Annotated in this window: 24 protein-coding genes; 4 read left to right on the top strand and 20 right to left on the bottom strand. The window is 72.3% G+C overall.

All coding sequences use genetic code 11. The annotated features are described in order from the left end of the window. Nucleotides 1-84: 84 nt before the first annotated feature. Genes ABEB28_RS06045 through ABEB28_RS06035 form a run of 3 tightly spaced genes read left to right on the top strand, consistent with a single transcriptional unit; the run spans nucleotide 85 to nucleotide 2,123 of the window. Nucleotides 85-570 (top strand): VOC family protein, encoded by a 486-nt coding sequence (locus ABEB28_RS06045; RefSeq protein WP_345726973.1) that lies wholly within the window; start codon nucleotides 85-87, stop codon nucleotides 568-570. Continuing rightward, nucleotides 570-1,526: a pyridoxamine 5'-phosphate oxidase family protein gene (locus tag ABEB28_RS06040; RefSeq protein ID WP_345726972.1), complete on the top strand. Its 957-nt coding sequence runs from the start codon at nucleotides 570-572 to the stop codon at nucleotides 1,524-1,526. The genes ABEB28_RS06045 and ABEB28_RS06040 overlap by 1 nt, the downstream gene beginning before the upstream one ends. 48 nt (nucleotides 1,527-1,574) lie before the next feature. Next, nucleotides 1,575-2,123 (top strand): CGNR zinc finger domain-containing protein, encoded by a 549-nt coding sequence (locus tag ABEB28_RS06035; protein WP_345726971.1) that lies wholly within the window; start codon nucleotides 1,575-1,577, stop codon nucleotides 2,121-2,123. 38 nt (nucleotides 2,124-2,161) lie between these two features. On the opposite strand, the gene ABEB28_RS06030 is transcribed toward ABEB28_RS06035, so the two are convergent. From ABEB28_RS06030 to ABEB28_RS06020, 3 genes are all read right to left on the bottom strand, one after another. Next, entirely contained in the window at nucleotides 2,162-3,232 is a 1,071-nt protein-coding gene (locus ABEB28_RS06030; protein ID WP_345726970.1) for a YihY/virulence factor BrkB family protein, read from the bottom strand. Between the two features lie 111 nt (nucleotides 3,233-3,343). Then, on the bottom strand, nucleotides 3,344-5,317 hold the full coding sequence (locus tag ABEB28_RS06025) for a hypothetical protein (protein ID WP_345726969.1): 1,974 nt from the start codon (nucleotides 5,315-5,317) through the stop codon (nucleotides 3,344-3,346). Nucleotides 5,318-5,325: 8 nt separating this feature from the next. Beyond that, nucleotides 5,326-5,973, bottom strand: a complete 648-nt coding sequence (locus tag ABEB28_RS06020; RefSeq protein ID WP_345726968.1) for a TetR/AcrR family transcriptional regulator — start codon at nucleotides 5,971-5,973, stop codon at nucleotides 5,326-5,328. Nucleotides 5,974-6,125: 152 nt separating this feature from the next. On the opposite strand from ABEB28_RS06020, the gene ABEB28_RS06015 reads away from it, so the two are divergent. Continuing rightward, nucleotides 6,126-7,568: an MFS transporter gene (locus ABEB28_RS06015; RefSeq protein WP_345726967.1), complete on the top strand. Its 1,443-nt coding sequence runs from the start codon at nucleotides 6,126-6,128 to the stop codon at nucleotides 7,566-7,568. Nucleotides 7,569-7,634: 66 nt separating this feature from the next. Here the strand turns inward: ABEB28_RS06015 and ABEB28_RS06010 are convergent, their stop codons facing one another. The 17 genes from ABEB28_RS06010 to pqqA form a co-directional block, all read right to left on the bottom strand. Continuing rightward, complete coding sequence (locus ABEB28_RS06010; protein WP_345726966.1) at nucleotides 7,635-8,657, bottom strand: zinc-dependent alcohol dehydrogenase family protein; 1,023 nt, start codon at nucleotides 8,655-8,657, stop codon at nucleotides 7,635-7,637. A 364-nt stretch (nucleotides 8,658-9,021) separates the two neighbouring features. Continuing rightward, on the bottom strand, nucleotides 9,022-9,612 hold the full coding sequence (locus tag ABEB28_RS06005) for a hypothetical protein (protein WP_345726965.1): 591 nt from the start codon (nucleotides 9,610-9,612) through the stop codon (nucleotides 9,022-9,024). Next, nucleotides 9,609-10,961 carry a hypothetical protein gene (locus ABEB28_RS06000; protein ID WP_345726964.1) on the bottom strand — a complete coding sequence of 451 codons (1,353 nt, stop codon included), beginning with the start codon at nucleotides 10,959-10,961 and terminating at the stop codon, nucleotides 9,609-9,611. Before ABEB28_RS06000 ends, ABEB28_RS06005 begins: the two co-directional genes overlap by 4 nt. Then, nucleotides 10,958-11,758, bottom strand: a complete 801-nt coding sequence (locus tag ABEB28_RS05995) for an ABC transporter ATP-binding protein (protein ID WP_345726963.1) — start codon at nucleotides 11,756-11,758, stop codon at nucleotides 10,958-10,960. Before ABEB28_RS05995 ends, ABEB28_RS06000 begins: the two co-directional genes overlap by 4 nt. A gap of 60 nt (nucleotides 11,759-11,818) precedes the next feature. Beyond that, a complete protein-coding gene (locus tag ABEB28_RS05990) occupies nucleotides 11,819-12,613 on the bottom strand; it encodes a zf-HC2 domain-containing protein (RefSeq protein ID WP_345726962.1) in 795 nt (264 codons plus the stop codon). Further along, nucleotides 12,610-13,161, bottom strand: coding sequence for an RNA polymerase sigma factor (locus tag ABEB28_RS05985; RefSeq protein WP_345726961.1), 552 nt, complete (start codon nucleotides 13,159-13,161; stop codon nucleotides 12,610-12,612). The genes ABEB28_RS05990 and ABEB28_RS05985 overlap by 4 nt, the downstream gene beginning before the upstream one ends. Before the next feature lie 56 nt (nucleotides 13,162-13,217). After that, nucleotides 13,218-13,667: a protein-tyrosine phosphatase family protein gene (locus ABEB28_RS05980; protein WP_345726960.1), complete on the bottom strand. Its 450-nt coding sequence runs from the start codon at nucleotides 13,665-13,667 to the stop codon at nucleotides 13,218-13,220. A gap of 90 nt (nucleotides 13,668-13,757) precedes the next feature. Further along, a complete protein-coding gene (locus tag ABEB28_RS05975) occupies nucleotides 13,758-15,479 on the bottom strand; it encodes a cholesterol oxidase substrate-binding domain-containing protein (RefSeq protein WP_345726959.1) in 1,722 nt (573 codons plus the stop codon). A 134-nt stretch (nucleotides 15,480-15,613) separates the two neighbouring features. Next, nucleotides 15,614-16,306 carry a tRNA (guanosine(46)-N7)-methyltransferase TrmB gene (gene trmB, locus ABEB28_RS05970; RefSeq protein ID WP_345726958.1) on the bottom strand — a complete coding sequence of 231 codons (693 nt, stop codon included), beginning with the start codon at nucleotides 16,304-16,306 and terminating at the stop codon, nucleotides 15,614-15,616. A 76-nt stretch (nucleotides 16,307-16,382) separates the two neighbouring features. Then, nucleotides 16,383-17,396 (bottom strand): cobalamin B12-binding domain-containing protein, encoded by a 1,014-nt coding sequence (locus ABEB28_RS05965; RefSeq protein WP_345726957.1) that lies wholly within the window; start codon nucleotides 17,394-17,396, stop codon nucleotides 16,383-16,385. Next, entirely contained in the window at nucleotides 17,396-18,727 is a 1,332-nt protein-coding gene (locus ABEB28_RS05960) for a PP2C family protein-serine/threonine phosphatase (protein WP_345726956.1), read from the bottom strand. The genes ABEB28_RS05965 and ABEB28_RS05960 overlap by 1 nt, the downstream gene beginning before the upstream one ends. Nucleotides 18,728-18,822: 95 nt before the next feature. Continuing rightward, nucleotides 18,823-19,872 (bottom strand): sodium:calcium antiporter, encoded by a 1,050-nt coding sequence (locus tag ABEB28_RS05955; RefSeq protein ID WP_345726955.1) that lies wholly within the window; start codon nucleotides 19,870-19,872, stop codon nucleotides 18,823-18,825. Then, nucleotides 19,872-20,951: a pyrroloquinoline quinone biosynthesis protein PqqE gene (gene pqqE / locus ABEB28_RS05950; protein WP_345726954.1), complete on the bottom strand. Its 1,080-nt coding sequence runs from the start codon at nucleotides 20,949-20,951 to the stop codon at nucleotides 19,872-19,874. The genes ABEB28_RS05955 and pqqE overlap by 1 nt, the downstream gene beginning before the upstream one ends. Then, nucleotides 20,944-21,213 carry a pyrroloquinoline quinone biosynthesis peptide chaperone PqqD gene (pqqD, locus tag ABEB28_RS05945; RefSeq protein WP_345726953.1) on the bottom strand — a complete coding sequence of 90 codons (270 nt, stop codon included), beginning with the start codon at nucleotides 21,211-21,213 and terminating at the stop codon, nucleotides 20,944-20,946. The genes pqqE and pqqD overlap by 8 nt, the downstream gene beginning before the upstream one ends. A 4-nt stretch (nucleotides 21,214-21,217) precedes the next feature. Continuing rightward, nucleotides 21,218-21,904 (bottom strand): pyrroloquinoline-quinone synthase PqqC, encoded by a 687-nt coding sequence (gene pqqC / locus ABEB28_RS05940; RefSeq protein ID WP_345726952.1) that lies wholly within the window; start codon nucleotides 21,902-21,904, stop codon nucleotides 21,218-21,220. Between the two features lie 79 nt (nucleotides 21,905-21,983). Then, nucleotides 21,984-22,853, bottom strand: a complete 870-nt coding sequence (gene pqqB / locus ABEB28_RS05935; RefSeq protein WP_345726951.1) for a pyrroloquinoline quinone biosynthesis protein PqqB — start codon at nucleotides 22,851-22,853, stop codon at nucleotides 21,984-21,986. A gap of 59 nt (nucleotides 22,854-22,912) precedes the next feature. Further along, nucleotides 22,913-23,008 (bottom strand): pyrroloquinoline quinone precursor peptide PqqA, encoded by a 96-nt coding sequence (gene pqqA / locus ABEB28_RS05930; RefSeq protein ID WP_345726950.1) that lies wholly within the window; start codon nucleotides 23,006-23,008, stop codon nucleotides 22,913-22,915. Nucleotides 23,009-23,013: the final 5 nt, after the last annotated feature.

Here is a 23,013-nt window from a genome sequence, read left to right as displayed (position 1 = left end):
ACTGGCACGACCCCTCCCTTGACGCGCGCGCCCTCATTTCCTAACCTGTTGAAGCCATCTAACTGGTTAGAGATTGAGGATCCCATGTCTTCGGCACCCCCCGCACCCGAGCGGACCGCACCGCTGACCGGCCTCACCACCGGCCACGTCGGACTGAACGTCACCGACCTCGTCAGGTCCCGGAACTTCTACGCCGACGTCCTGGGACTCGACGTCCTGGGCACGTCGACCGACCCCGGGCGCGAGTACGCGTTCCTCGGCGTCGACGGCGCACTCGTGCTCACGCTCTGGCAGCAGAGCGACGGCCGGTTCGACCCCCGGCGGCCGGGCCTGCACCACCTGTCGTTCCAGGTCGCCGACGCAGCCGCGGTCGCGACGGCGGAAGCCCGGGTCCGCGCCTGTGGCGCCGAGTTCGTGCACGACGGCGTCGTCGCGCACGGCGAAGGCGCGCGCAGCGGCGGGATCTTCTTCCTCGACCCCGACGGCACCCGGCTGGAGGTGTTCGCGCCCACCGGCGCCGAGAACGCGCCCGCGCCCACCGAGGACGCCCCGACCTGCGGCTTCTTCTGATGTCGACGGCCCCCCACGACGCGGGCTCGCGACGTTCCGCCGGGTCGCCCTACCACGAGGGGGAACTGGTCGCCCAGCAACTGGCGGGCGAGGTCGAGCGAGCCGACCGCAGCGGTCGAGCCGTGCGGGCGCTGCTGCCGCCGGTCGCCGCGGCGTTCCTCGCCGAGCAACCGTTGCTCGTCGTCGGCGGCACGGACGACGCCGGTGCGGTGTGGGCGAGCATGCTCACCGGCCACCCGAGGTTCCTGCGCGCCGTCGACGAGCAGACGCTCGACGTGCATGCGTCGCCGGGCGCGGACGACCCGCTCGCCGCCGTGCTGCGCCGCCCGGCGGTCGTCGGCAGCATCGCGATTGAGCCGGCGTCTCGGCGCCGGGTCCGGCTCAACGGCACCTCTACCCCGCTCGACGGCGGGCTGCGGCTCTCGCTGGACCAGGTGGTCTCGAATTGTCCGAAGTACATCCAGGCCCGTGGCTACCGGCGCGCGGACGCCGAGCCACCGGGCCCGGCCCGCCGCGGCCGGAGCCTGGACGACGCGCAGATCGCGGCGGTCCGCCGGGCGGACACGTTCTTCGTCGCGACCCGCCACCCCGGGGGCGACACCGACGCCAGCCACCGCGGCGGGGCGCCGGGCTTCGTGGAGGTCCTCGACGGCAACCACCTGCGGTGGCCGGATTACGCCGGTAACAGCATGTACCTGACGTTCGGCAACCTGCAGGTCGATCCGCGCGCCGGCCTGCTCGTTCCGAACTGGTCCACCGGCACGCTGCTGCACCTCTCCGGCGTCGCCCGGGTCGACTGGGACGCCGAGCGCGCCGCGACCGTACCCGGGGCCAGCCGGCTCGTGGACTTCACGGTCGAGGCCGTCGTCGAGCGGCCGGCCGCGAGCCCGCTGCGCTGGAGCCGCCCGGAGTACAGCCGATTCAACCCGCCGGTCGGTGTGGCCGCGACGACCTGACGGCCCGGCCGCGCGGCGGTCGCCGACCGGCAGAGGGACACTGGAACCGTGCAACGTCCGCTGCTCGGTGAGCCCTTGCCGATCGACCTGCTCAACACCCGGTGGATCGCCGCCGGCCACCGTCACGATCTGCTCGACGACCCGGTCGAGGCCGCGGGGTGGTTGACGTCGTGGGGTCTCCCGAGTACCCCCGGCGACGCCCGCGCGGTGATCGACCGGCTGAAGCGAGCCCGCGACGCGATCGCCGCGCACATCGCCGCGCCCGGCGAGGGAGCGTCCGCCGGGGCGGTCAACGACCTGCTCGCCGCCGGCCACCTCCGGCTGCGGCTCGGCCCGAACGGGCCGGTCCGCGAAGCGGTCGTGCAGGATCCGGCCTGGTTGCCGGCGTGGACGGCACTCCACGCCTACCTCGAACTGGTCGACGAGCAGGGCGGACGGGTCCGCAAGTGCGCCAACCCGGAGTGCGTCCTGCACTTCGTCGACGCCACCGCGCGCAACGCGCGCCGCTGGTGCTCGATGGAAGCCTGCGGCAACCGCGCGAAAGCCCGCCGCCACTACACCCGGAAGACGACCGCGGCTCGGGGCGAGAGCCGGTAGCTTCCCACCCCGAGCCGCGGCTCGTACGACGGCGCCCGCTACTCGCTACTCAACCCTCGTTCGGTGCCTTTTTTGATCTTGCGGTCGTCCCGCAGCTCCAGGAACGGTTCGTCCGTCGGGTCGTGGCCGGCGGCCACGGCCCGGCCGCGCTGGAGCTCGGAGTCGAGCTCCGCGCCGAGCAGGATCGCGATGTTCGTGATCCACATCCAGACGAGGAACGCGATCACCCCGGCGAGGGAGCCGTAGGTCTTGTTGTAGCTCGCGAAGTTCGCCAGGTAGATCGCGAACGCCGCCGACGCCAGGATCCACAGCAGAACCGCGAACAGACCGCCGGGGCTCACCCACCGGAAGCCACCGGTCTTGGCGTTCGGAGACGCCCAGTAGAGGATCGCGAACATCAGGCTGACCAGGACGACCAGCACCGGCCACTTCGCGATGCTCCAGGCGGTGACGACGGCGGAGTCGAGGCCGATCTTCTCGCCGACCACCTCGGCGAGGCCACCGGTGAAGACGACGATCGCGGCCGAGAGGATGAGCATGATCCCGACGACTGCGGTGACGCCGACCCGGACCGGCAACGTCTTCCAGATCGGACGGCCTTCCGGCACGTCGTAAACGGCGTTCGACGCCCGCATGAACGCCGCCACGTACCCGGAGGCCGACCAGAACGCGAGGATGATACCGACGATCGCGGCGATGCCCGCGGTGCCGGGATCCTTGACCTGGGTGAGAACGGTGTTGACCAGGCCCTGGAGCTGCTCGTTCGGGGCGATCTCGTTGACCGCGTCCCGCACCTCCTTCTGCCCGTCGCTGCTGAGCATGCCCAGCAGGGAGACGATGACGAGAAGCCCCGGGAAGATCGACAGCACACCGTAGTAGGTCAGCGCCGCGGCCCAGTCGGAGATGTTGTCGCTGGAGAACTCCTTGAACGTACGTCTGAGCGCCGCGAAAATGCCCTTGGGCTTCAGCCCCGCGGGATTGTCCGGACCCGCGTCGGGGGGAACCGTGGACAGGTCGTTGGGCGCGTCGGAACCCGTGCGGGTGCTTTCGGCCCGATCGACGTCAACCTTCTCTGTGGATTCGTCATCGGCGCGGCGGCCCAGTTTCATGCCGGTCCCCTTCCAGCGGTAGCGCCCACGTGGTGCGGGCACGGCTCGGCCGAGGTGTTACCCAACCGCGGTCGTGGAATGCGTCGGACCGGCAGGTGGACGAATCGATCTTCAGTTCGGTCCGGCGACGACCCGAGCGCGGGCGAGATTGTCGATCCGGCCGAGCGGGCTGTGCGGGTCGCCGTTCCGCTGCGCACTGACGCGCACGGTGGCGAACCGGGTTCCGGCGTCGGTGTAGACGTGCCGACGCTCCAGCACCACCCGGGCAGCGGGCTCGACGACGTCGTCGATCTCGTACACCCCGTCACCGTCGAGATCCCACTGCACCCGCACGATCGGCGGTGCACCCAGCGGCGCCTCGGCGACCACCCGCACCAGCACCTCGTCCCCCGCCGTGATCTCCGCACGCCGGGCCCCGTCGGCGGTGAGAGTGACGACCGGCTGGACTCCGCCGCGCTCGGCGGCCGTCTCGGGGACGGTGACCTGGCCGTCGGTGACCGTGTAGCCGGTGTCCGCGGCGGGCGGGGTTCCGTTCTCGACCCAGGCGGCGAGGCTGCGCAGCGCCTCGTGCAGCACCCCGAGGTAGCTCACCGAGCGCGTCGGGTGTTCCTGCACTTCGGCGTCGGCGTGCAGGGCATGGTCGACGAACCAGAGCCGTACATCGCCGGGCGCGTGCTCGGCGACCTTGTCCCGGTACCAGACGGCCTGCCAGGGGAACGCCTCCCGGTCGAGCAGGCCGGCGACGAGGATCATCTTGCCGGTGATCTTTCCGCTCTGCACGGTGCCCGCGGCGCCGGCGGCGAACAGCGGAGCGAGCAGGAACGGGCGCTGCGGGTGCAGCGGCGTGCCGTCGGCGGCGCGGAACTGGTCCCACACCGTGAATTCCGGGTCCGGAACCTGGTGGCGGTGGTAGGTCTGCGCCGCGAGGAAGTTGCTGTTGTCGATCTCGACGGTGTCGCCGGGCACGAGTTCGGCCAGCGAGCCGTCGAGATCGGGCAGGTCGATCACCGCGAGGTTCCCGTGCAGGCCCTTCAGGCGCAGCCGTGCGCCTACGGCGGCGCCGGAGCGGACGATCAGCTCGGCGCCCTGCGTCACGGCCTCCGGGGTGTCGGCGAGGCGGACGGCCACCACCGTGCGGGCGGCCGCCGCGCCCTTGAACGCCTCGTCCACCCCTCCCTGCGGCGCGTCGATGGCCTTGTCGTACGGGCCCAGGTCGACGCCCTCGGCGCGGGTCACGGTCGCGGCGACCACGCCGGTGAAGCGGATCCGATCACGATGGACCGACGAGTCCGGGTCGGCGCCGAGGTACCCGGGAGTCGTCCAGAAGTCCTCGAAGTACCCGGGGTCCACCGCGACGATGCCCGGGTAGATCGCGCCGAACGCGTGTGAGCCCATCGTGCGGTGCCCGAACCAGGACCGGACCGGGAAACCCATCTTCGTGACCTCGGCGAACGCCTCCCGCTCCGCCGCCGTGAGGTCGCCGTCGGGGTTCTCGTCACCGCCCGCGTCGAAGGCGTCGGCGATCCGGTCCAGTGTGTCGCGCAGTACGCGCTGTGCGTGCATGCGCACCGCGAACACGTTGGGCGCGGCCATCGGGCTGCCCGGCACGTACGGAACGAAGCCGTCCCAGACGCCGGTGGTGTTCTCGGCACCGCCGATCGTCCGGTACGCCCCGCCGCTGCCGCCGTAGGCGTAGCCGTAGACGCGGTGCTCGCCGTAGATCTGCCGGGCGACGGCCTTGGAGTGCTCGGCGCAGGCGGCGTTCGCACGGTATCCGGCGATCGTGGCGTCGACGCCGCTGCCGGGCCCACCGGACTTGCCGCCCCCGTTGGTCTCCAGGAAGTACGCGCCGGCGCGGAACGCGAACCCGATCTTGTCCTCCTGGCCGGTGGAGCTCTGGGCGAGATGCTCGCTCTCCGGCACCGGGGTGATGTGCTGGAAGAAGCGGCCCTGGTAGTGCTCGGCGGGCGGGATGTAGATCGAGAAGCGGGTGTCGGTGCCGGTGAAGCCCCCGTGCACGTAGCGGTGCGGGTGCGGCGTCTCGCGCCACTCGTCGACGTCGACGTACGGCTGCTCGAAAGTCATCGCGATCCTTAGATTCCGGTGGTCGGGTCGTTCAGCGCGGCGAGTGCGCGCATCCAGTTCTCACCGGTCAGACGGCGCACCCCGTCGATCAGGGCCCGGCCGATGTCGAAGTCCGAATCGACCAGTCGCATGAACGTGAGGCCCTCCCACAGGGCCACGACCTGCCGTGCCGTCGCCCGCGGGTCCAGACCGGGGTGAGCCAGACCCGCCTGTTGACGGCCCGCGATCAGGCGACCGAAGATCGTGACCTGGCGCTCCGTGCGCTGCGCGAAGTACTCGGCGGCCGGGTGGCCGGGGGTGGCCGCCTGCCCCTTGAGCATGACGAACAGCCGCAGCCGGTGGTCCCCCGACGACTGGATGGGGTCGGCGACCGCCCGGAGCGCATCCAGGTCGAGCATCTGCTGCTCGTCGAGGCGCACCAGCTCTGCCTCGAAGTCGTCGATGCGCTCGAGCGCCGCGACGAGCAGGTGGTCCTTCGTCGGGTAGTGGTACAGCACGCTCGTCTCGGCGAAGCCGCAGCGTGCGGCCACCTGGGCCGTGGTGACGCCGTCGTGGCCGACTTCATCGACCAGGTCGACGACGGCGAGCGCGATCTGCTCGCGGCGTTCACGGCCCCGCTGGTACGAGCCTCGTTTGCGGGACGGGGCAGTGTTCATGGTTACCTCCGGCGCGAATCCCGAGCGAACCATAGCAATGAGCCGCAGCGATGGCTAGAGAACTCGGCCTCGCCCTTGACAGCTTCGCCGAAACAGTCCTTTACTCGGTTTTCAGTGAGCCAGTGCAGGCTCGGCCGCCGCGAGGGGACCCCGTGACCAGTGATCAGGCAGTACCCGGCGGAGCAACAGCGGCCGACGTCGCGGAACCCACCGCTCCCGGTACCTCCATGACCTACCTGGGCGGCCCGCCGTTCCGCCGCTACCTGGTCTGGTACACGCTCGCGTTCGCCGCGACCACCGCGGTCTGGGGCGGCGTACTCGGCGTCGTCCTGCCCAATCAGGTGCAGATGATCGAATTCGGCCACTGGTTCACCGGGGCCGACTCGGACGTCGACCTGACCGCGCTGAACGACTTGAAGGCGGCGATCGACGCGGGCACCGCGGTGGCCACCGCCGAGCAGCAGCGACTGCTCGACCTGCTGGCCGGCTTCGATGCCGCCCGGGCCCAGTCACTGGCGCTGGTCACCTCGATCGCGATGGTCGCGACGATGATCGTCCAGCCGGTCGTCGGGGTGCTCTCCGACCGCACCCGCAGTCGCTACGGCCGCCGCGCCCCGTGGATGGTGTTCGGCGCAGTCGTCGGCTCCGGCTTCCTCGTCGCGGTGCGGTTCGCCCCCACGATCGCGGTGCTGGCCCTGCTCTGGGCCTGCGCTCAAGCCGTCCTCAACTGCGTCGCCGGGCCGTTGCAGGCGACGGTCGCCGATCGCGTGCCGGAGTCGAAAGTGGGCACCGCCTCGGGAATCGGTGGACTCGGCAACTTCGCCGGTGGCCTCGCCGGCGGGGTCGGCGCGGGAGTGTTGCTCTCCTCCGTCGGCCTGGACGTCCTCTACCTCTACGCCGCGCTGGTCCTCGTCGGCGTGGCCGGGTTCGTCCTGCTGCTGCGCGATCGTCCGTCCACCGACCTCGTCGTGCCGGCCCACCGCTGGGGACCGTTCCTCCGCGGGTTCCTCGTGCCGCTACGGGACCACGACTTCCGCTGGGTGTGGCTGGCCCGGATCCTGCTCGCCTTCGGCTACGCCGCGTCCACCGCGTTCGGCCTGTTCATGATGCAGAGCTACATCACCCCGGCGCTCAGCGTCACCCAGGCCACCCGGCTGGCGCCGTTACTGATCCTGGTCTCGGTGCCGGGCACGATCGTGGCGCTGCTGCTCGCCGGACGGATCTCCGACCGAATCGGCCGCCGCAAGCCGCTGGTCATCGCGTCTTCCGCGCTGATGGCGGCCTCGATGCTGATTCCGCTGCTCTGGCCCGCCCTGCCCGCGCTGTTCCTGCAGAGCGTCGTCGCGGGCGTCGCGTTCGGGATCTACCTTCCGGTCGACCAGGCACTCTTCATCGACGTACTGCCGGACAAGGAGAGCGCCGGGCGTGACCTGGGCATCGCCGGGCTCGGCTCCAACCTCGGCCAGGCCCTGGGCCCGGTGCTGGCCGGACAGATCGTGGCGCTCACGGGCGGCTATCGCGGGGTCTGGGCGATCGCCGCCGTCCTGACCGCGGTCGCCGCGCTCGCCATCTTCCAGGTTCGCGGAGCCCGATAGCACGGCCGCTCCGGACCGCATCGGAGCGACCCGGCCTCCGCAAAGGCCGGGTCGGTGAGGCCGACGCTACGGGCGCAGCAGCGTCTTGATCGCGCGGCGCTCGTCCATCGCGCGGTAGCCCTCGGCGGCCTCGTCCAGCGGCAGCTCGAGGTCGAAGACCCGGCCCGGGTCGATCGTGCGGTCGCCGATCAGCGCGAGCAGCTCGGGCAGGAAGCGCCGGACCGGGGCGGGGCCACCGTGCAGGTGGACGTGGGAGAAGAACAGCGGCATGCCGGGCAGCGCGACGTCGTGGGTCACGCCGACGAAGCCGACGTGTCCACCCGGGCGGGTGGAGCCGATCGCCTGCATCATCGACTCCTGCGTGCCGACCGCCTCGATCACCGAGTGGGCACCGAGGCCGCCGGTGAGTTCCTTGATCCGGGCGACGCCCTCGTCACCGCGTTCGGTGACGATGTCGGTGGCGCCGAAGTCCAGCGCCAGCTTCTGCCGGGACTCGTGCCTGCTCATCGCGATGATCCGCTCGGCGCCCAACTGCCGGGCGGCGAGCACGCCGAGCAGCCCGACCGCGCCGTCCCCGACCACCGCGACGGTCCTGCCCGGACCGGCTTCGGCGGCGACCGCGGCGAACCAGCCGGTCCCCAGTACGTCGGACGCGGCGAGGTAACTGGGCACCAGGTCGGCGGGCGGAACGTCGGGGGTGGCGACCAGCGTGCCGTCGGCGAGCGGAACCCGCAGGTACTCCGCCTGCGCTCCGAGCGCACCCATCGGCTCCCGGTGCACGCACGAGCTCTGGTAGCCCGATCGGCAGATCTCGCACGTGTTGTCCGAGGCGAAGAACGAGCCGACCACGAACTGGCCGGGCCGCACGCTGGTCACCGCACTCCCGACCTCCTCGACGACGCCGACGTACTCGTGTCCCATCGGGGCCGGGCCCTGGACCTTTTCGATGCCGCGGTACGGCCACAGATCCGAGCCGCAGACGCACGTCGCCGACAAACGGATCACGGCGTCCGTGGGCTGCTCGATCCGCGGATCGTCCCGGTTCTCCACTCCGACGCGGCCGGGGGCGTACAGGACTACACCACGCATAACTGATCTCCTTGATCGAGGTGCCGGCGGGGCGGCGACCTGCCCGGCGAGGGTGACCGCGCGGGTGGCGCCTGCCCGCTCGGCCGGGCTGCTCGGAAGCGTGCACCCAGTACATCCGGGCGTCGCGGCGCGCGGAAGGCACTGCTGATCGGTGTACTACCAGTACATCCCAGATGCACGGGACGCGCCGTACCGTCGATGTCGTGGACAACCGAGTCGAGGTGCGGGAGTTCCTGTCGTCGCGCCGCGCGAGATCACCCCGGAACAGGTCGGCTTCCCCGCGGCCGGACGACGCCGGGTACCCGGCCTGCGCCGCAGTGAGGTCGCCGCGCTGGTCAACACACCGCTGCGCCGGGGGCGGAACTCAGCTCCCCGGCTCGGCGGTCGGGCGCGGAGGACAGCCGCGCAGCGCGTACGCGAGTGCTCCGCTCACCGCCAGCACACCCGCGCAGACGGTCGCGATCCCGGCGCCGGGCGGCTGCACCAGCCAGGCGACGAGCTGCGACCCGGTCCCCGGCCCCACCTGGACGAACGGCGTCGCCGCGACCAGCGTCCAGATCAACGGCGCGATCCACGACCGGGCCGCGCCGAACACCGCGGCCCCGAGCGCCGTGAGGCCGAGCAGCCCGGCGGTGTTGCGCACGACCACCCCCGCCTCGACCGGGAGCAGCAGCACCAATCCGACGACGAGCGCACCCACGAGCGCCAGGTGCCCCAGCCGCCGCAGCGGCCAGCGCACCGACGCGGTGCGCTCCAGCGCCTCGTCGGCAGCGCCGAGCGTTGCGGCGAACGCCGACACCGCGAGCACCACCGTGAGGCTCAGCGGGCGGACGTCGATCAGCCGGGCGTCGGAGAACCGTGCGGTGAGAACCCCGACGAGCGCGACGGTCGTCACGGCGACGGCCAGCGCGAGCGGCACCCGCCGGGAGCGCAGGTAGAGACGGAGCCACCTCATCGGGCACCCGAGAGGATCGGCAGCAGCGCGTCGTCCCGGCAGTCCAGAGCCGCCTCCCGGGCGGCGCTCATCCGCCGTCGCTGCTCGGCCGGTGGCAACGCGGTGAGGGTGCGGTATAGCGCGTTCGCGCGGGTGCGGTCGTCGTCGGACCACCAGTCCTGAGACGCGGGTGGCTGGCCGGTCAGCCAGGCCGCGGCCACGGCGCGGCCGAGATCGGGCTCGACCGGGCCAGATCGCTCGGTGCACTCCTGCCGCCACGCCGCTTCGGCCAGGTACGTGCGGAGGTAGTCGTCCGGCTCGGCCCGGCCGGCACTGGTGATCGACGGTGGGTAGAACAGGATCGTGTCGCGGGAGTGGCGCACCGCCGGCTCCTGCGGCCCGCGCCAGCTCTCGACGGCGCGGGTGGGGGCATCGGGCAGCTTCGCGGCGAGCAGCCCGAGCACCTGCCGGCCCGGGCCGACGATGTCGGGAAGCGTCGCGGCGTGCACCCGGGTGACGCAGACCTGCGGGCCGTCGTCGTCGCAGACCAGCGCGACGGCGTCCGGGTCGACTTTGGCGGCAGCGGGGTAGCCGCCGCTGGGCAGCAGCGGCAGCGCGACGGCGGCGGCGAGCACCGCAGGCAGCGTCGCGAGCACCAGGCTCCGGCGTCGGACGGCCGCGAACAGCAGCAGCCCGGTGACCGCCACCGCCACGAGCCACAGCGTCTGGATCAGACTGACCCGCGGCAGCAGAACCTCGAAGTCGTCGGCTCCGCCCGAGTAGACCGGGGACAGCAGTAGCGCCTTCGGGGCCTCTCCTCCGTTGATCTCCGCGTCGACCGACAGCCAGTCCGGCAGCAGCCCGGCGACGGCCACGCCGACCACGGCGAGCGCCGGTGCGGTGACGAGCCACGGCAGGGCCCGTCCCGCGGCCAGGCCGAGCCAGGCGGCGGTGACCATCGCGACGGCGCCGACCCCGGCGACCAGCAGCGTGCCGGCCGGGAAGTACGCGGCGGTCGGCACGACCCAGGGGATTCCGCTCACGAACACCAGCAGGTAGGCGACGACGACCGTGATCGCCAGCGCCGCGGCGGTCGGCAGGATCCGCTGTGCGCGCGGCCGGGGTGTGCTGGCGAACAGCTCCCCCACCCGGCTGCGGGCCTCCCGGCGGCCGAGCCAGGCGCCACCGGCCAGCGCCAACGGCCAGGTCACCAGCAGCAGCGACCGGGCGAAGACGGCCAGCTGCATCCATCGCCCGGCGAACCCCTCCGGGAACGAGAGCAGCAGCCCACCGCCGACCAGCAGCGACAGCGCGCCGATCCCCACCGCCGCCGAGCGGCGCAGTTCGAGACGCAGGATCCGGCCGGTCACGCCGGCACCTGCCCGCGGTGGACGCGCAGCAGCGCCGCGTAGCCGCGCTCGGTGGCGCTGTCGCCGGCGTCGGCGGCCGAGCCCTGGTCGGCCAGCTGCGCCGGGGTGCCCTGCCAGACCAGCCGTCCGCGATCGAGGAGCACGACGTCGCTGCAGGCCACCGCGACGTCCTCGACCAGGTGGGTCGAGACGAGCACGCAGCTGTCCGCGCCGAGCTCCCGCAGCAGGACCCGGAAGTCCAGGCGCTGCTCGGGGTCGAGCCCGACGGTGGGTTCGTCGAGGAGCAGGATCTGCGGATCGTTGACGATGGCCTGCGCGATGCCCGCGCGCCGCAGCATTCCGCCGGAGAGTGTCTTGAGGCGGGTGTCGGCGCGGTCGGTGAGACCGACCCGGTCGATGGCCCGCTGGACGGCCGCGGCGACGTCGCGCTTCGGCATCTCCTTGAGCCACGCCATGTACTCGACGAACTCGCGCACGGTGAACCGCGGGTAGTAGCCGAAGTGCTGCGGGAGGTAGCCCAGGGAGCGACGCACCTCGCGCAGCGCGCCGCGGGCATTCGCGTCCCGGCCGAGCAGCGTCAGCGTCCCGCCGGCCGGCGGGAGCACGGTGGCCAGCGCGCGCATCAGCGTGGTTTTCCCGGCACCGTTGGGCCCGAGCAGGCCGTGCACGCCGCGGTCGAGCGTGAGGTCGAGTCCGTCGACGGCGAGGTGCCGTCCGGTCCGGACCCGCAGTCCTTCGGCCTGCACCACCCACGGATACGTGGTCGGTGCGGTCTCGGCCGCGCTGAAGGCGCGCATGCGGATTCTCCGTTCGTCGTTCGGGGTTCGGGTTCGTCGGCCGACGAGCGGCCGGAGGTGTCAGTTCCGGCCGAGGCGGCGGTAACCGTCGGAGCGGACGCCGACCACGAGCAGCAGCGCCGCGGTGAGCACGGTCCAGACCGGCCAGCTGTCGGTTTCCAGCACCGCGGGCAGCCGGGCGGCGATCAGGCTCGGGGCCACGACCGCGACCGACCACAGCCCGGCCAGGGCCAGGGCGGCCCGATCCACTCCGGTGACGCCGCCCAGGGCGAGGCTGCCCGCGGTGAAGGCCACGCACGGCAGCAGCCACAGCGCCGGGGCGTGCCCGGTCCACCACCCCGCGACCGCCAGCACCGGAAGGACCGCGGCGAGCACGGTGAGCGTGCGACGCAGCAGCAGCCCCAGCCCGGCCCGGGGCGAGGCGGCGAGCAGTTCCCACGCCGGATCGGAGCGCCGGCTCCACGCGGCGGCCACCGGCAGCAGCGGGGTGACCGGTGCGAGGAGCAGCACCAGCGACGGCAGGCTGGTGAACGCCCGTTCCAACGCCACCGCGGCGAGCATCAACGCGGCCGCCGTTGCGAGCCACGGCAGAACCCGAGCGGTGACGCCGGTGCGCCGGACAAAAACCCGGCGCCGGCGCACCGGTACCGGGCCGGAGGTGATTCCGTCCGCGATCTCCCCGGCGATCCGGTCGAGCAGGGTGCGGGTGTCGGCGCCGACCGCACCCCCGAGCGCCTCCCGGCACCCCGGACACGACTCGAGGTGTGCTTCCAGCGCCCAGACGGTGGCCTCGTCCAGGGCGTCGCCGCCGGTGGCGTACCGCGCGATCAGCGCAGAATTCGGGTGGGTGGTCATGACAGCGCCTCCCGCAGCGCGATCCGGGCCCGCCGCGCGCGGGTCTTGACGGTGCCTTCGGGCATGCCCAGCAGCAGTGAAGTCTCCCGCACGGTGAGCCCGTCCAGGACCAGCGCGCGCAGCACCTGGCGCAGCTCGTCCGGCAGCGCGAGCAGCGCCTGCTCGAGGTCGGCGTCCAGATCGCCGGCGAGCGCGCGGTCCTCGGCGGCCGGCTCCACGGTCTCGACGGTCGCCACCGTGGGGAGCCGCGTCTGGCGCTCCCGGCGGCGGAACGCGTCGATCAGCCGGTGCGCGGCGATCGTCCAGAGCCATCCGACCGCGCTGCCAGAGGCCGCGGCGTGGCGCTGACTCCCGGCCGAGCGCCACACCGCCAAGTAGGTGTCCTGGAGGACCTCGGCCACCAGGTCCTCGTCGGAGCAGCGGCGCCGCAACCGCACGAGGAGCCACGGCGCGGTCCGCCGATACAGCTCGTCGAAGGCGCGCCGGTCACCGCGCCCGGTACGGCGCAGCAGCTCGCCCTCGTCGAGCGTGTCCAGGCTTCGTCTCACATCGGGTTAGGCGACCGAGGCCCCGGCCGCGGTTCTCCCCTCGGGTGTGATCCAGCTCACCCTACGGTGGAGACCGCGAAGCGCTCGACGTACCGCCGCTGCCAGGGTGTCTCGACGGCGTGCTTGTCGTAGTGCCGCCGGACGAACGCGACCGCATCGGCCGGCGGCACCCCGTCGAGCACCGCGAGGCCGGCCAGAGCGGTGCCGGTGCGGCCGCGGCCGCCTCCGCAGGCCACCTCGACACGCTCGCCGGGGGTGCGCTCCCAGACCTCCCGCAGCGTGCGGGCTGCCTGTTCCCGGTCGCTGGGAAGCCAGAAGTCGGGCCAGCGCAGCCACCGGCTCTCCCAGTCGACCGGCGGCGCTGCACGTCCCAGCAGGTACACCCCAAAGGTCGGCGGCGATCCGGGCGGCAGCGGACGCCGCAGGCCGCGGCCGCGCACCAGCCGTCCCGACGGCAGGCGGAGGACTCCGGCGGCGGTCGGTTCCCAGGCGTTGATCGGCTCCATGATCGCTCGCTCTCGGTGAGGGTCCGTGTGGACGGCGATCATAGGAGCCGGCAGTGGGGTGACTCGTATTCCCCACTGCCGGGTCGGCCCCTATGGCAGAAGCACGTCCAGGAACGTATTACTGAAGACGCGGTGGGGGTCCGCGGCGTTGAGCGTCGCCCGTGCAGTGTCCCAGTTGTCGCCGGCTGGCTGGCCCGCCCGCAGCGAGGCCGGGATGCGTCCGGTGAGAGCGGCGGTGTCGGTCCAGGCGCCCCGGGGCGTGACCGCCCAGGCCTTCGACCACTCCGGCCGCACGGTGGCGTAGCTGCCGCTGTAGTTCGCGACGATCCACTCCTCCATCTCGGCGTAGAACGCGTTGCTGTCCGGCGTGCCGGGGATCGTGCCCATGTCGAGCCAGACCACCGTGTTCCACTCCGGGTGGTCCGGCCGGGGCCGGGCGGCCGAGAGCTGCGGACTGACCCCGCCACCGGCCTCGGCCGGATCGTCGACGCCGGTGACCCGGATCTCCACCGGCCCGTTCATCGGGAACTTGCCCTGCGCCTGGTAGGCGGTGATCCGGGCCTGGTACCGGACGTAGAACTCGTGGATCACCCGCTGGACGTTCGCCCGCGAGGTCAGGACGGCGTAGCCCGCCTCGACGATCCGCAACGTCGTCGGCTGGACGTAGAGCAGGAGGTTCTTCGACCAGCCCCAGATGTCCCAGGTGCCGGTGACGATCAGCCCGGAGCCGACCACCGAGATCTGGAAGTTCTGGAACGCAGGCGTCCCGCTGGTATTGCCCGCGACGACCTGGGAGAGGAAGTCGCTCTGCTCCTCGGAGAGGAAGTTGGCGAACGTGTACGCGTAGGGCGCGTTGACGGTGCGGGAGAGCAGCGGCTTGGACCGGGCGACCGTCCAGACCTTCAGCCACGGCCGGTCGGTGAACGGGAACCAGATGGCCTCGATCCGACCGCTGGAGCGCAGGTAACTCTCGATGGTCCGGCCGCTGGTGCCCGGCGCGCCGAACAACGTCGCGGTCGGGATGTCGTAGAAGCTCTGGCAGCGCAGCCGCGTGTTCGCGCCGACCTGGAGCGTCGCGCTCACCACGAACGCGCGGCCGAGGTGGACGAGGAACGCGGCGATCTGCGGCTGGGACCGGGTGTAGGTCTTCAGCACGTACGCGCCCGCCCCGGCGTCCCAGGCGACGACCGTGAGGGACAGCACGAGGTTGCTCAGCGTCCCGTAGCTGGTTCCGGGGATCCGGGTCTCGCCGTTCGCCGGCACCCCGGACCCGTGCGCGTCGATCGCGAGGACGCCGCCGATCGTGAGGTTGCCCGGCGCGGTCAGCGCGGTCAGCCCGTAGCCGGCGTTCTCCAGCGCGACGGTCAGCTGGTCGACGGTTGCGCCCGCCTGGACGGTGACGCGGCCACTGCCGACGGTGATCGCGCGGAGGTGCTTCGTCAGATCGACGAGGATCACCGCGCTGACGTCCGCGCCGGCCGGGAGCAAGGTGGGTGCCCAGCCGTGGCTCATGCCCTTCGGGCGGACGCGGAAATTGTGGGCCCGCGCCCAGTTCACGACCGTCAGGATGTCCGCCGGGCTCGCGGGCGCGCAGGTCCAGACGTCGGCGAGCTCGATCTCGCCGGACCAGTTCTCGTACGCCTGCTGGTAGAGCTCGATCCCCGCCGGGAAGCTCGGCGGGGCCGCGATCGTCGCGGCCCCGACGGGGAGGGTGAACGCCTCGCTCAGTAGGCCGGCGCCGACGAGCGCCGCGGCGCCCTTCAGCAGCGACCGTCGGCCTACCTGCGGGGATTCGGAGCGTGGAGCAGTCATCGCCGGTCCTCCTCGTCGAGTTCCCGGACGCGCTCGCGTGAGCCGCGACCGCCAACCAAGCAATTGCTCGGTGCGCAGAAGATACTCCTGGGGTCCGTGCCCGTCCAGGGGGCCGAAGCGGAAACCTGATGGCGCTATCGGCCGCTGACCGACCCCGGCTTCCGGCGCGCGAAAATGTCCGCGACGACGTGCCCCCTCGCCCGGCCACGGGTCTCGTACTTGGTCACCGGCCGCCACTCCGGGCGCTCCACCGGACCGCCGAACTCGAGCTCCAGACCGGGCTCGGCGGAGAGCACCGCGACCATCTGCCGGGCGTAGGGCTCCCAGTCGGTGGCACAGTGCAGCCGCCCACCCGGAGCCAGCCGGTCGGCGACCAGCGCGGCGAACGCGGCGTCGACCAGACGGCGCTTGTGATGCCGCGCCTTGGGCCAGGGGTCGGGGAAGTAGAGGCGCACCCCGGCGAGGCTCGCGGACGGGATGCGCCGCTTCAGCAGCTCGGCACCGTCGCCGTTGAGCACCCGGACGTTCTCGAGCGTCCGCCGGTGCAGGCCGCGCAGCAGCGCCCCGACGCCAGGGATGTGCACGTCGGCGGCGATCAGGCAGGTGGACGGGTCGGCCTCGGCCATCGCCAGCGTGGCGTCGCCCATCCCGAAGCCGATCTCCAGCACGACGGGCGCATTCTGGCCGAACAGCTCCGCCAGGTCGAGCGGCGCGTCCCCGGCGGGAAGCGCGAACCGGTCGGCCAGCGTCCCCAAAGCGCTCCGCTGGCCGGGCGTGATGCGGCCGCGGCGCAGCTTGTAGGTGCGGTTGAGGGGGCCGTGGTCCACGGTGAAACTCTCGGTCACGACCCATTGTCGGCCATGCAGCGACCCGATCCGTCACGGGCCCCGCGAACGAGACGCGCTACGGGCGGTCCGCAGCGGCTTCGAGCAGGCGTGGTGCGATCACCAGATGGGCTTCGACCGTGCGCCGGAGCACCTCCAGCAACGCGCCCGCGGCCCCGGGTGGTTGGCCGTGGGCGGCCAGCAGAAGCGTGAGCCAGGTGCGGCACTCGCTGATCATCGCCGGGTCGTCGGTGAGGATCGCGGCGGTGAGGGAGTGCACCGCGTGTTCGGCCAGGTACTGGGAGTCCAGCGTGCCGTCGGCCTCCAGACGGCGGGTGTCGAGGGTCCCGTCCCAGGCGCGGGCGGTGGCGGCGGCGAACTCGGGGGCGCGCAGATGCAGCTCCGCCAGCTCGGCCCGGCGATCGTGGGTCAGGGCCGGCGGCGTGTCCGGAGCCGGCGGCAGGGTGCCGAGGACGCCGGGGAGGGCCTGCGGCGAAGCGGCCCAGGCGGCTGCGCCGAGGGCGGTGGCTCGCGCCGGGTCGGAACCGAACGCGCGGCCACCGGCGAGGACGGGCACGCGCGCCTCGGTGGCGGCCTCGACGATCCGCCGGGCGGCCGGGAGCGCCACCGGCACGGAGCAGCTCAGCGCGACGAGCGTGATCCGGTGGCGGCGAAGGTAGTCGGCCAGGTGCTGGGCCGGCGTCGAGGCACCGAGGAAGAGCGTGGTCCAGCCGTGGTAACGGAGCGACTCGGCCACGATGCGGGCGGGCAGCGCGTGCCACTCGCGCTCCGGGCACGCGACGAGCGCGCGCCCGGCCGGTCGCGCGGGCTCGGGGATCGTGGCGCCGACCGCGGCGACCGCGGCTTCCCCGATCGTGGTGGCGGCATGCTCTTCGGCAACGGTGCACACCGCCTGCTGCCAGCGCACGCCCACGATGGCCTGGGCGGCGCTCACCAGGTCGACGAGCACGTCAACCGGATCCGCCCCGGCCGCGAGCAGACCCCGGACGACGGCCAACGCGGCGTCCTGGTCGGTGTCGTCGAGGGCGGCGAGGTATGCCGCCCGGGTGCTGTCGGTGATAGCACTCGGCATCAGGATTCCAATCCGAGTACGACGACGGCGAAGTCGTCGACGGGCGCGCCGGGTCGGGTGGCGGTGAACTCGGCGACGGCGAGATCGACGGCCTCGGCGAGCGCGGCGGGAGCGGATTCCCGGTAGGTACCGGCGAGCCGAGCCAGCCGATCGACGCCGAAGCGTCCCGGGTAGCCCTTGGCGTCGGGCACGCCGTCGCTGACGAGGAGCAACAGGTCGTCGCGGTCGAGCACCAACTGCGTCTCGGCGTAGGTCGTGGACGTCGAGGCACCGCAGAGAAGGCCTTGGACCGCCACCTCCTCGACGCGGCCGCCGCGGCGGATCACCAGCGGGCGTGGGTGCCCGGCGGAGGAGACGCTGACGATCAGCGCGTCGGCCGACGCCCGCCGGGCCCGGACGCAGAGCGCGGAGAGCAGTCGCACGTCGTCCCCGGGCCGCGTCCGCTCGGCGAGCTCGGCGTTGAGCGCCCGCAGCAGCTCGGCCGGGCGCCGTTCGAACCGGGACGCACCGCGGAGGAAGTCGCGCGCCTGCATGCTCAGCAACGGCGCCGGGACCCGGCACGGGACGACGTCGCCGAGGACCAGCACCCAGTCCCCGGGGACGCCGACGACGTCGAGGAAGTCGCCGCCGTCCTCACTCGGCCGGGTTCCGCGGCGCAGCCGTGGCGCGAGCACCAGACCCGCCGTCTCCGCCGGCCAGCTCGCGCCTTGCCTGGCCGCGAAGGCGTCGGCGAGTCTGGTCTGTTCGGCGTGTATCCGCGCGCCGTCGATCGCGACCGCCATCCGGCCGGCGAGCTCGCCGACGAACGCCTGGTCGTCGCCGGCGAGGTCGGCGTCGAGGTCGGCCAGGGTCAAGGTGCCGAACGGGACCCCGCGAGCGACCAGCGGCAGGACGAGGAGCTCCGCCGCACCGAGTGCGTGCAGGCTGCGGCGCGTCTGCTCCCCCGCTATCCAGGGCGCGACGGGATCGAGAGCGACGACTTCGGCCAGGCCAGTGGCGAGTACCCGGGCGTGGCCCGACAGCGAGCCGCCCACCGCCGGGTGCGGGACCTCGAGGGTCGAGATCCGGTCCCCGCGCGGGCCGGCCGTCGTGCAGCAGTAGCCGTACCGGCCCGGCACGAGCAACTGCGCCCACCGGGCGATCCGGGGAACGCACGCGCTGAGGCCACGGTGCACCACGGCGTCCACGTCCAACGCGCCCAGCAGGTGCCTGGTGACTTCAGCGAGAACAGCGATCTCCCCGGCCGTGAACGAGCCCCGGGCACGCCGGACGGTAGCCGTCAGCCCTTGGTTCCCCCGTGCCGTCGGCTCCTCGAACATCGACCAAGCCATTCGTGTGGAGGCGAATCAATATCGAGCCGGATGGTAATCACTGAGTTGAGGGCTGACTACCCTGAGCTACGTCCGTCCCGATATTGGGCAGCTGATCAGTCCGACTCGATCGGGGCCGCGCCGAACACCGCGAAGCTGACGATCCAGTAGGTGATGTACAGCGCCAACAGCAGAAAGCCATGCCAGCGACGCAGCCGACCGGTGAAGACGAAGTATGCGGACAGAGCGGTCACGACGGTCAGGGCCGGGAGATGCCAGGACAGGACGTCGTCGTCGACGACGATGCTTCCGCCGGTGAGCAGGATGATGCCGAGCTTCGCGGTGACGCCGAAGACCACGCTGCCGATGACGTTCCCGATCCCAATCTCCGGCGCTCCCCGGCGGTGGGGTTCCACGGTCAGGAAGATGTCCTCCAGCGAGAGCACGAGGGTGGCGATCGTCGCGCCGAACAGGGTGCCCTGGATCGCGTAGTCGTCGAGGATGCCCTGGATCCCCTCGCTCGTGAGCGCGGCGGCGACGACGAGGCCGGCGAGAGCTACCACCGCGAGCCCCAACCCGGCCCAGTTCGGGAGCGGCTTGCCGTCGGTGAACGGCACGGTCACCGGGAACGGGGGCTCGTCGGCCGGCCGCTGCGGACCGACGACGGCGGGCGCGTCCCCGCCCGCCCCGACCCGCTCCAGGATCTCGGCGTTCCGGAACACCGGCGTCGTACTGCGGAGTTCGGTGGCGGCGACGTAACCGAGGAACGCCGCGAACAGCAGCAGCAGCACCACGCCGTCGCCCGCGGTGAGCGGCGCGGTCAGCACGAACGGGACGAGCACCAGCGGGGAGACCGCGAAGAGCGCGAGGTAGCTGCCGGGGATGTTCACCCTGGTCGGGCTGATGATCGCGGCGAGCGCGAGCACGATCCCGGTCATCGAGATCGCCGTTCCGAACACGGTGCCGAGCGCCACCCCACCGAGGTCCTCGACGTTCAGCGCGACGCCGAGCGCCACGTCGTCGAACTCGATGCCGGTGAAGACGATCGCCAGCAGGAACACCGAAATGCGGAGGCCCGCGGCCGCACCGACGACGTAGACGATCAGCTTCTCGGCGCAGTAGATCAGCAGGGCCGCGCCGGCCACGAAGAGGAGTACCGACGTCATCAGCGGCCCCGGTGCGGGCGAGGAACCAGCGGCAGGTCCGTCGTCCCAGTGTTCGCCGCCGCCACGACGTCGGTCACCAGGGCGTGGTCCGGCGAGAGGTGGCAGACCGGGTCGGTGCGCCCGGCGTCACCGGTGAGCTGGAAGGCTTGGCAGCGGCACCCGCCGAAGTCCTGCTCCCGCCGCTCGCAGCTGCGGCAGGGATCCGGCATCCAGTCCGTGCCCCGGAACGCGGTCATCACCGGAGCGTCCGCCCAGATCCAGTCCAGTGAGTCGGTGCGGACGCTGGCCCGCGGCAGCGGCAGGGACTGGGCGGCCGGGCACGGCAGGACGTCGCCGTTGGGTGTCACGGTCAGCTGCCGGGCGGCCCAGCCGCCCATGCAGGGCTTCGGATACCGGCTGTAGTAGTCGGGGACGACGTAGATGACGTCCATGCGGTCGGCCAGCCGTTCGCGGGCGGCGCGGACGACGACCTCGGCGGCCGCGAGCTGGGCCCGGCTCGGCAGCAGCGCGCTCCGGTTCCGCCAGGCCCAGCCGTAGTACTGGGTGTTGGCCAGCTCCAGCCGGTCGGCGCCCACCTGCTCGGCCAGCTCCAGCACCTCGGCGACGCGGTCGATGTTCTGCCGGTGCAGCACGACGTTCACGGTGAGTGGCCAGCCCAGTTCCTTGACCACGCCCATCGCCTCGACTTTGCGCCGGAACGAGGGGATCCCGGCGATCCGGTCGGCCAGCAGCGGCTCGTCGGACTGGACACTGACCTGCACGTGGTCCAGGCCCGCGGCCCGCAGCTGCTCGGCCTTGGGTCGGGAGAGCCCGACCGCACTGGTCACGAGGTTGGTGTAGAGGCCGAGTTCGGAGGCGGCCGCCACGATCTCGACCAGGTCACGCCGCAGCAGCGGCTCCCCTCCGGACAGGTGGCACTGCAGCACCCCCAGGTCACGAGCCTCGGTGAACACCCGCCGCCACTCGTCGGTGTTGAGCTCGTCGGTGTAGTCCGCCAAGTTCAGCGGGTTGGAGCAGTACGCGCAGGACAGCGGGCAGCGATAGGTGAGCTCGGCGAGTAACCCGAACGCGCTAGTCACGGTCCAGCTCCACGCAGCGGCGGGCGACCAGCCCACTCAGGAATCGCTGCACGTCGGCGTCGGGGACGGCGTGGTACCGCCCGCCCAGATCGGCGACGATCTCGGCCACCGTGTGCGTCCCGTCGCAGCGCTCGAGGATGGCCGCGCCGCTGCCGTTGAGCACCACCACCGTCTCCGGGAGCAGCAGGACGGGCCGCTGCCGGGTCCGGTCGAACGTCAACCGGGCATGGCGCGCCAACCGGGGCCGGGTCTCGGGCTCCATCGGATCACTCCGGATACGCGTTGTCGATGGCGTCCATCAGGCTCCAGAGGACGTCGCACTTGAACGACAGCGCGTCCACCGCGCGGGACCGGTCCTCCGCGGATCGGCAGTACTCGGTGACGACCTCGAGGGCGTGCTCGCAGTCGCGCGGCGCTTGTTCGAGGCGGGCCCGGAAGTAGGCGAGGCCCCCCGGCTCGATCCAGGCGTACCACCGCTCGAACGCGACCAGCCGCTCCGCCATCAGGTCCGGGGCGAACAGCTCGGTGAGCGACGACGCGACGGCCTCCACCCAGGGACGGGTCCTGGCGAAGTTCACGTAGGCGTCGACCGCGAACCGCACCCCGGGGACCAGGTGCCGGTGGTCGACGATCTCCTCGCGGGTCAGACCGGCGGCTTCGCCGAGGCGCAACCACGCCTCGATGCCGCCCTCGCCGTCCGTCCGGCCGTCGTGGTCGAGGATGCGGCGGATCCAGCGGCGGCGGACCTCGACGTCCGGGCAGTTGGCGAGGATCGCCGCGTCCTTACGGGGAATGTTCTCCTGGTAGTAGAAGCGGTTGGCGATCCAGCCCTGGAGCTGCCGACGGCTGCACTCCCCCGCGTTCATCCGGACGTGGAACGGGTGCTGGTCGTGGTAGCGCTGCGAGTGCGCCCGCAACGTCGCGACGAAGTCGTTCTGGAGCGTCGCGGTCATGAGGCGTCCTCCGAAGTGAGCATCGTAGGGAGCCCTAGCGACCGAGGAGCGGAGCGGAGGAGGGCGCCGGGGCACACGGTCATAGCTTCACCTCGAGGCCGTCCATCGCCACCTCCATGCCGCGGTCCTCGACGAGGCGCCGCTCGGGCGTGTCGTCGAGGAGGATCGGGTTGGTGTTGTTGATGTGGACGAAGATCGTCCGCCGCACCCGCAGGGCCTGGATCTCCAGCAGGCTGCTGGCGACGGGCAGGTGGCCCATCTCGCGCGAGGTCCGGGCGGTGGGGCCCAGCTCGTCGTCGCGCCAGCACGTCCCGTCGATCAGCAGGCAGTCACAGCCCTCGATCTCGGCGCGCACCGCCGGGGTGAGCGCTTGGACGCACGGCAGGTAGCCGAGCGTGCCGCCGGTGTGCTCGTCGGTCAGCCGGTAACCGACGACGCGGCCGTGGTTCTCGCCGGTCGCGAACCGGTCCGGCTTCGTGGTGGGGACGTCGAACGCCCGGCAGGACAGCCCGTCCGCGAGCGGCACGTCGCCGCCTGGGGTGACCGGTCGCCACTCGACCCGGCAGTAGCGCTCCAGCAGCGGCAGCAGCCCGGAGCCGTCGCTCAGCGTCGTGTGCACCGCGGGCGTGGCGTAGAGACGCAGGTCCCGGGCCTCGCGCAACAGCAACAAGCCGAGCGTGTGGTCCAGCTCCGCGTCGGTGAGCAGCACCGCGGAGAGCGGTGTCACCCGGTCGCCGCGCGGATGGAGGCCGGAGAACGCTTCGAGCTGCGTCCGGACGTCGGGCGAGGCGTTGAACAGGAACCACCGCCGTCGGTCGACGCTCACCGCGATCGACGACTGGGTGCGCGGAGGGGCGGCACCGGCGCGGACCGCGGTGCAGACCGGGCAGCCGCAGTTCCACTGCGGAGAGCCGCCTCCTGCCGCCGAACCCAGCACCCGCATCCACATCCGGCCCGCCCTCCACAGCCGAGGCGAGGCGCCGGACTCGGAAGTCCGGCGCCGTCCTCCTAGTCGTCGAGCTGACCCATGTACATGGTCACTTCGGGTGCGACGGAGACCTCCTCGAACTCGGGCGTCTCCCACGCAGCCAGCTGGGATTCCACAGATC

The sequence above is a fragment of the Cryptosporangium minutisporangium genome, from assembly GCF_039536245.1.
Classification (GTDB): domain Bacteria; phylum Actinomycetota; class Actinomycetes; order Mycobacteriales; family Cryptosporangiaceae; genus Cryptosporangium; species Cryptosporangium minutisporangium.
This window is presented reverse-complemented; position numbering and strand designations above follow the sequence as displayed.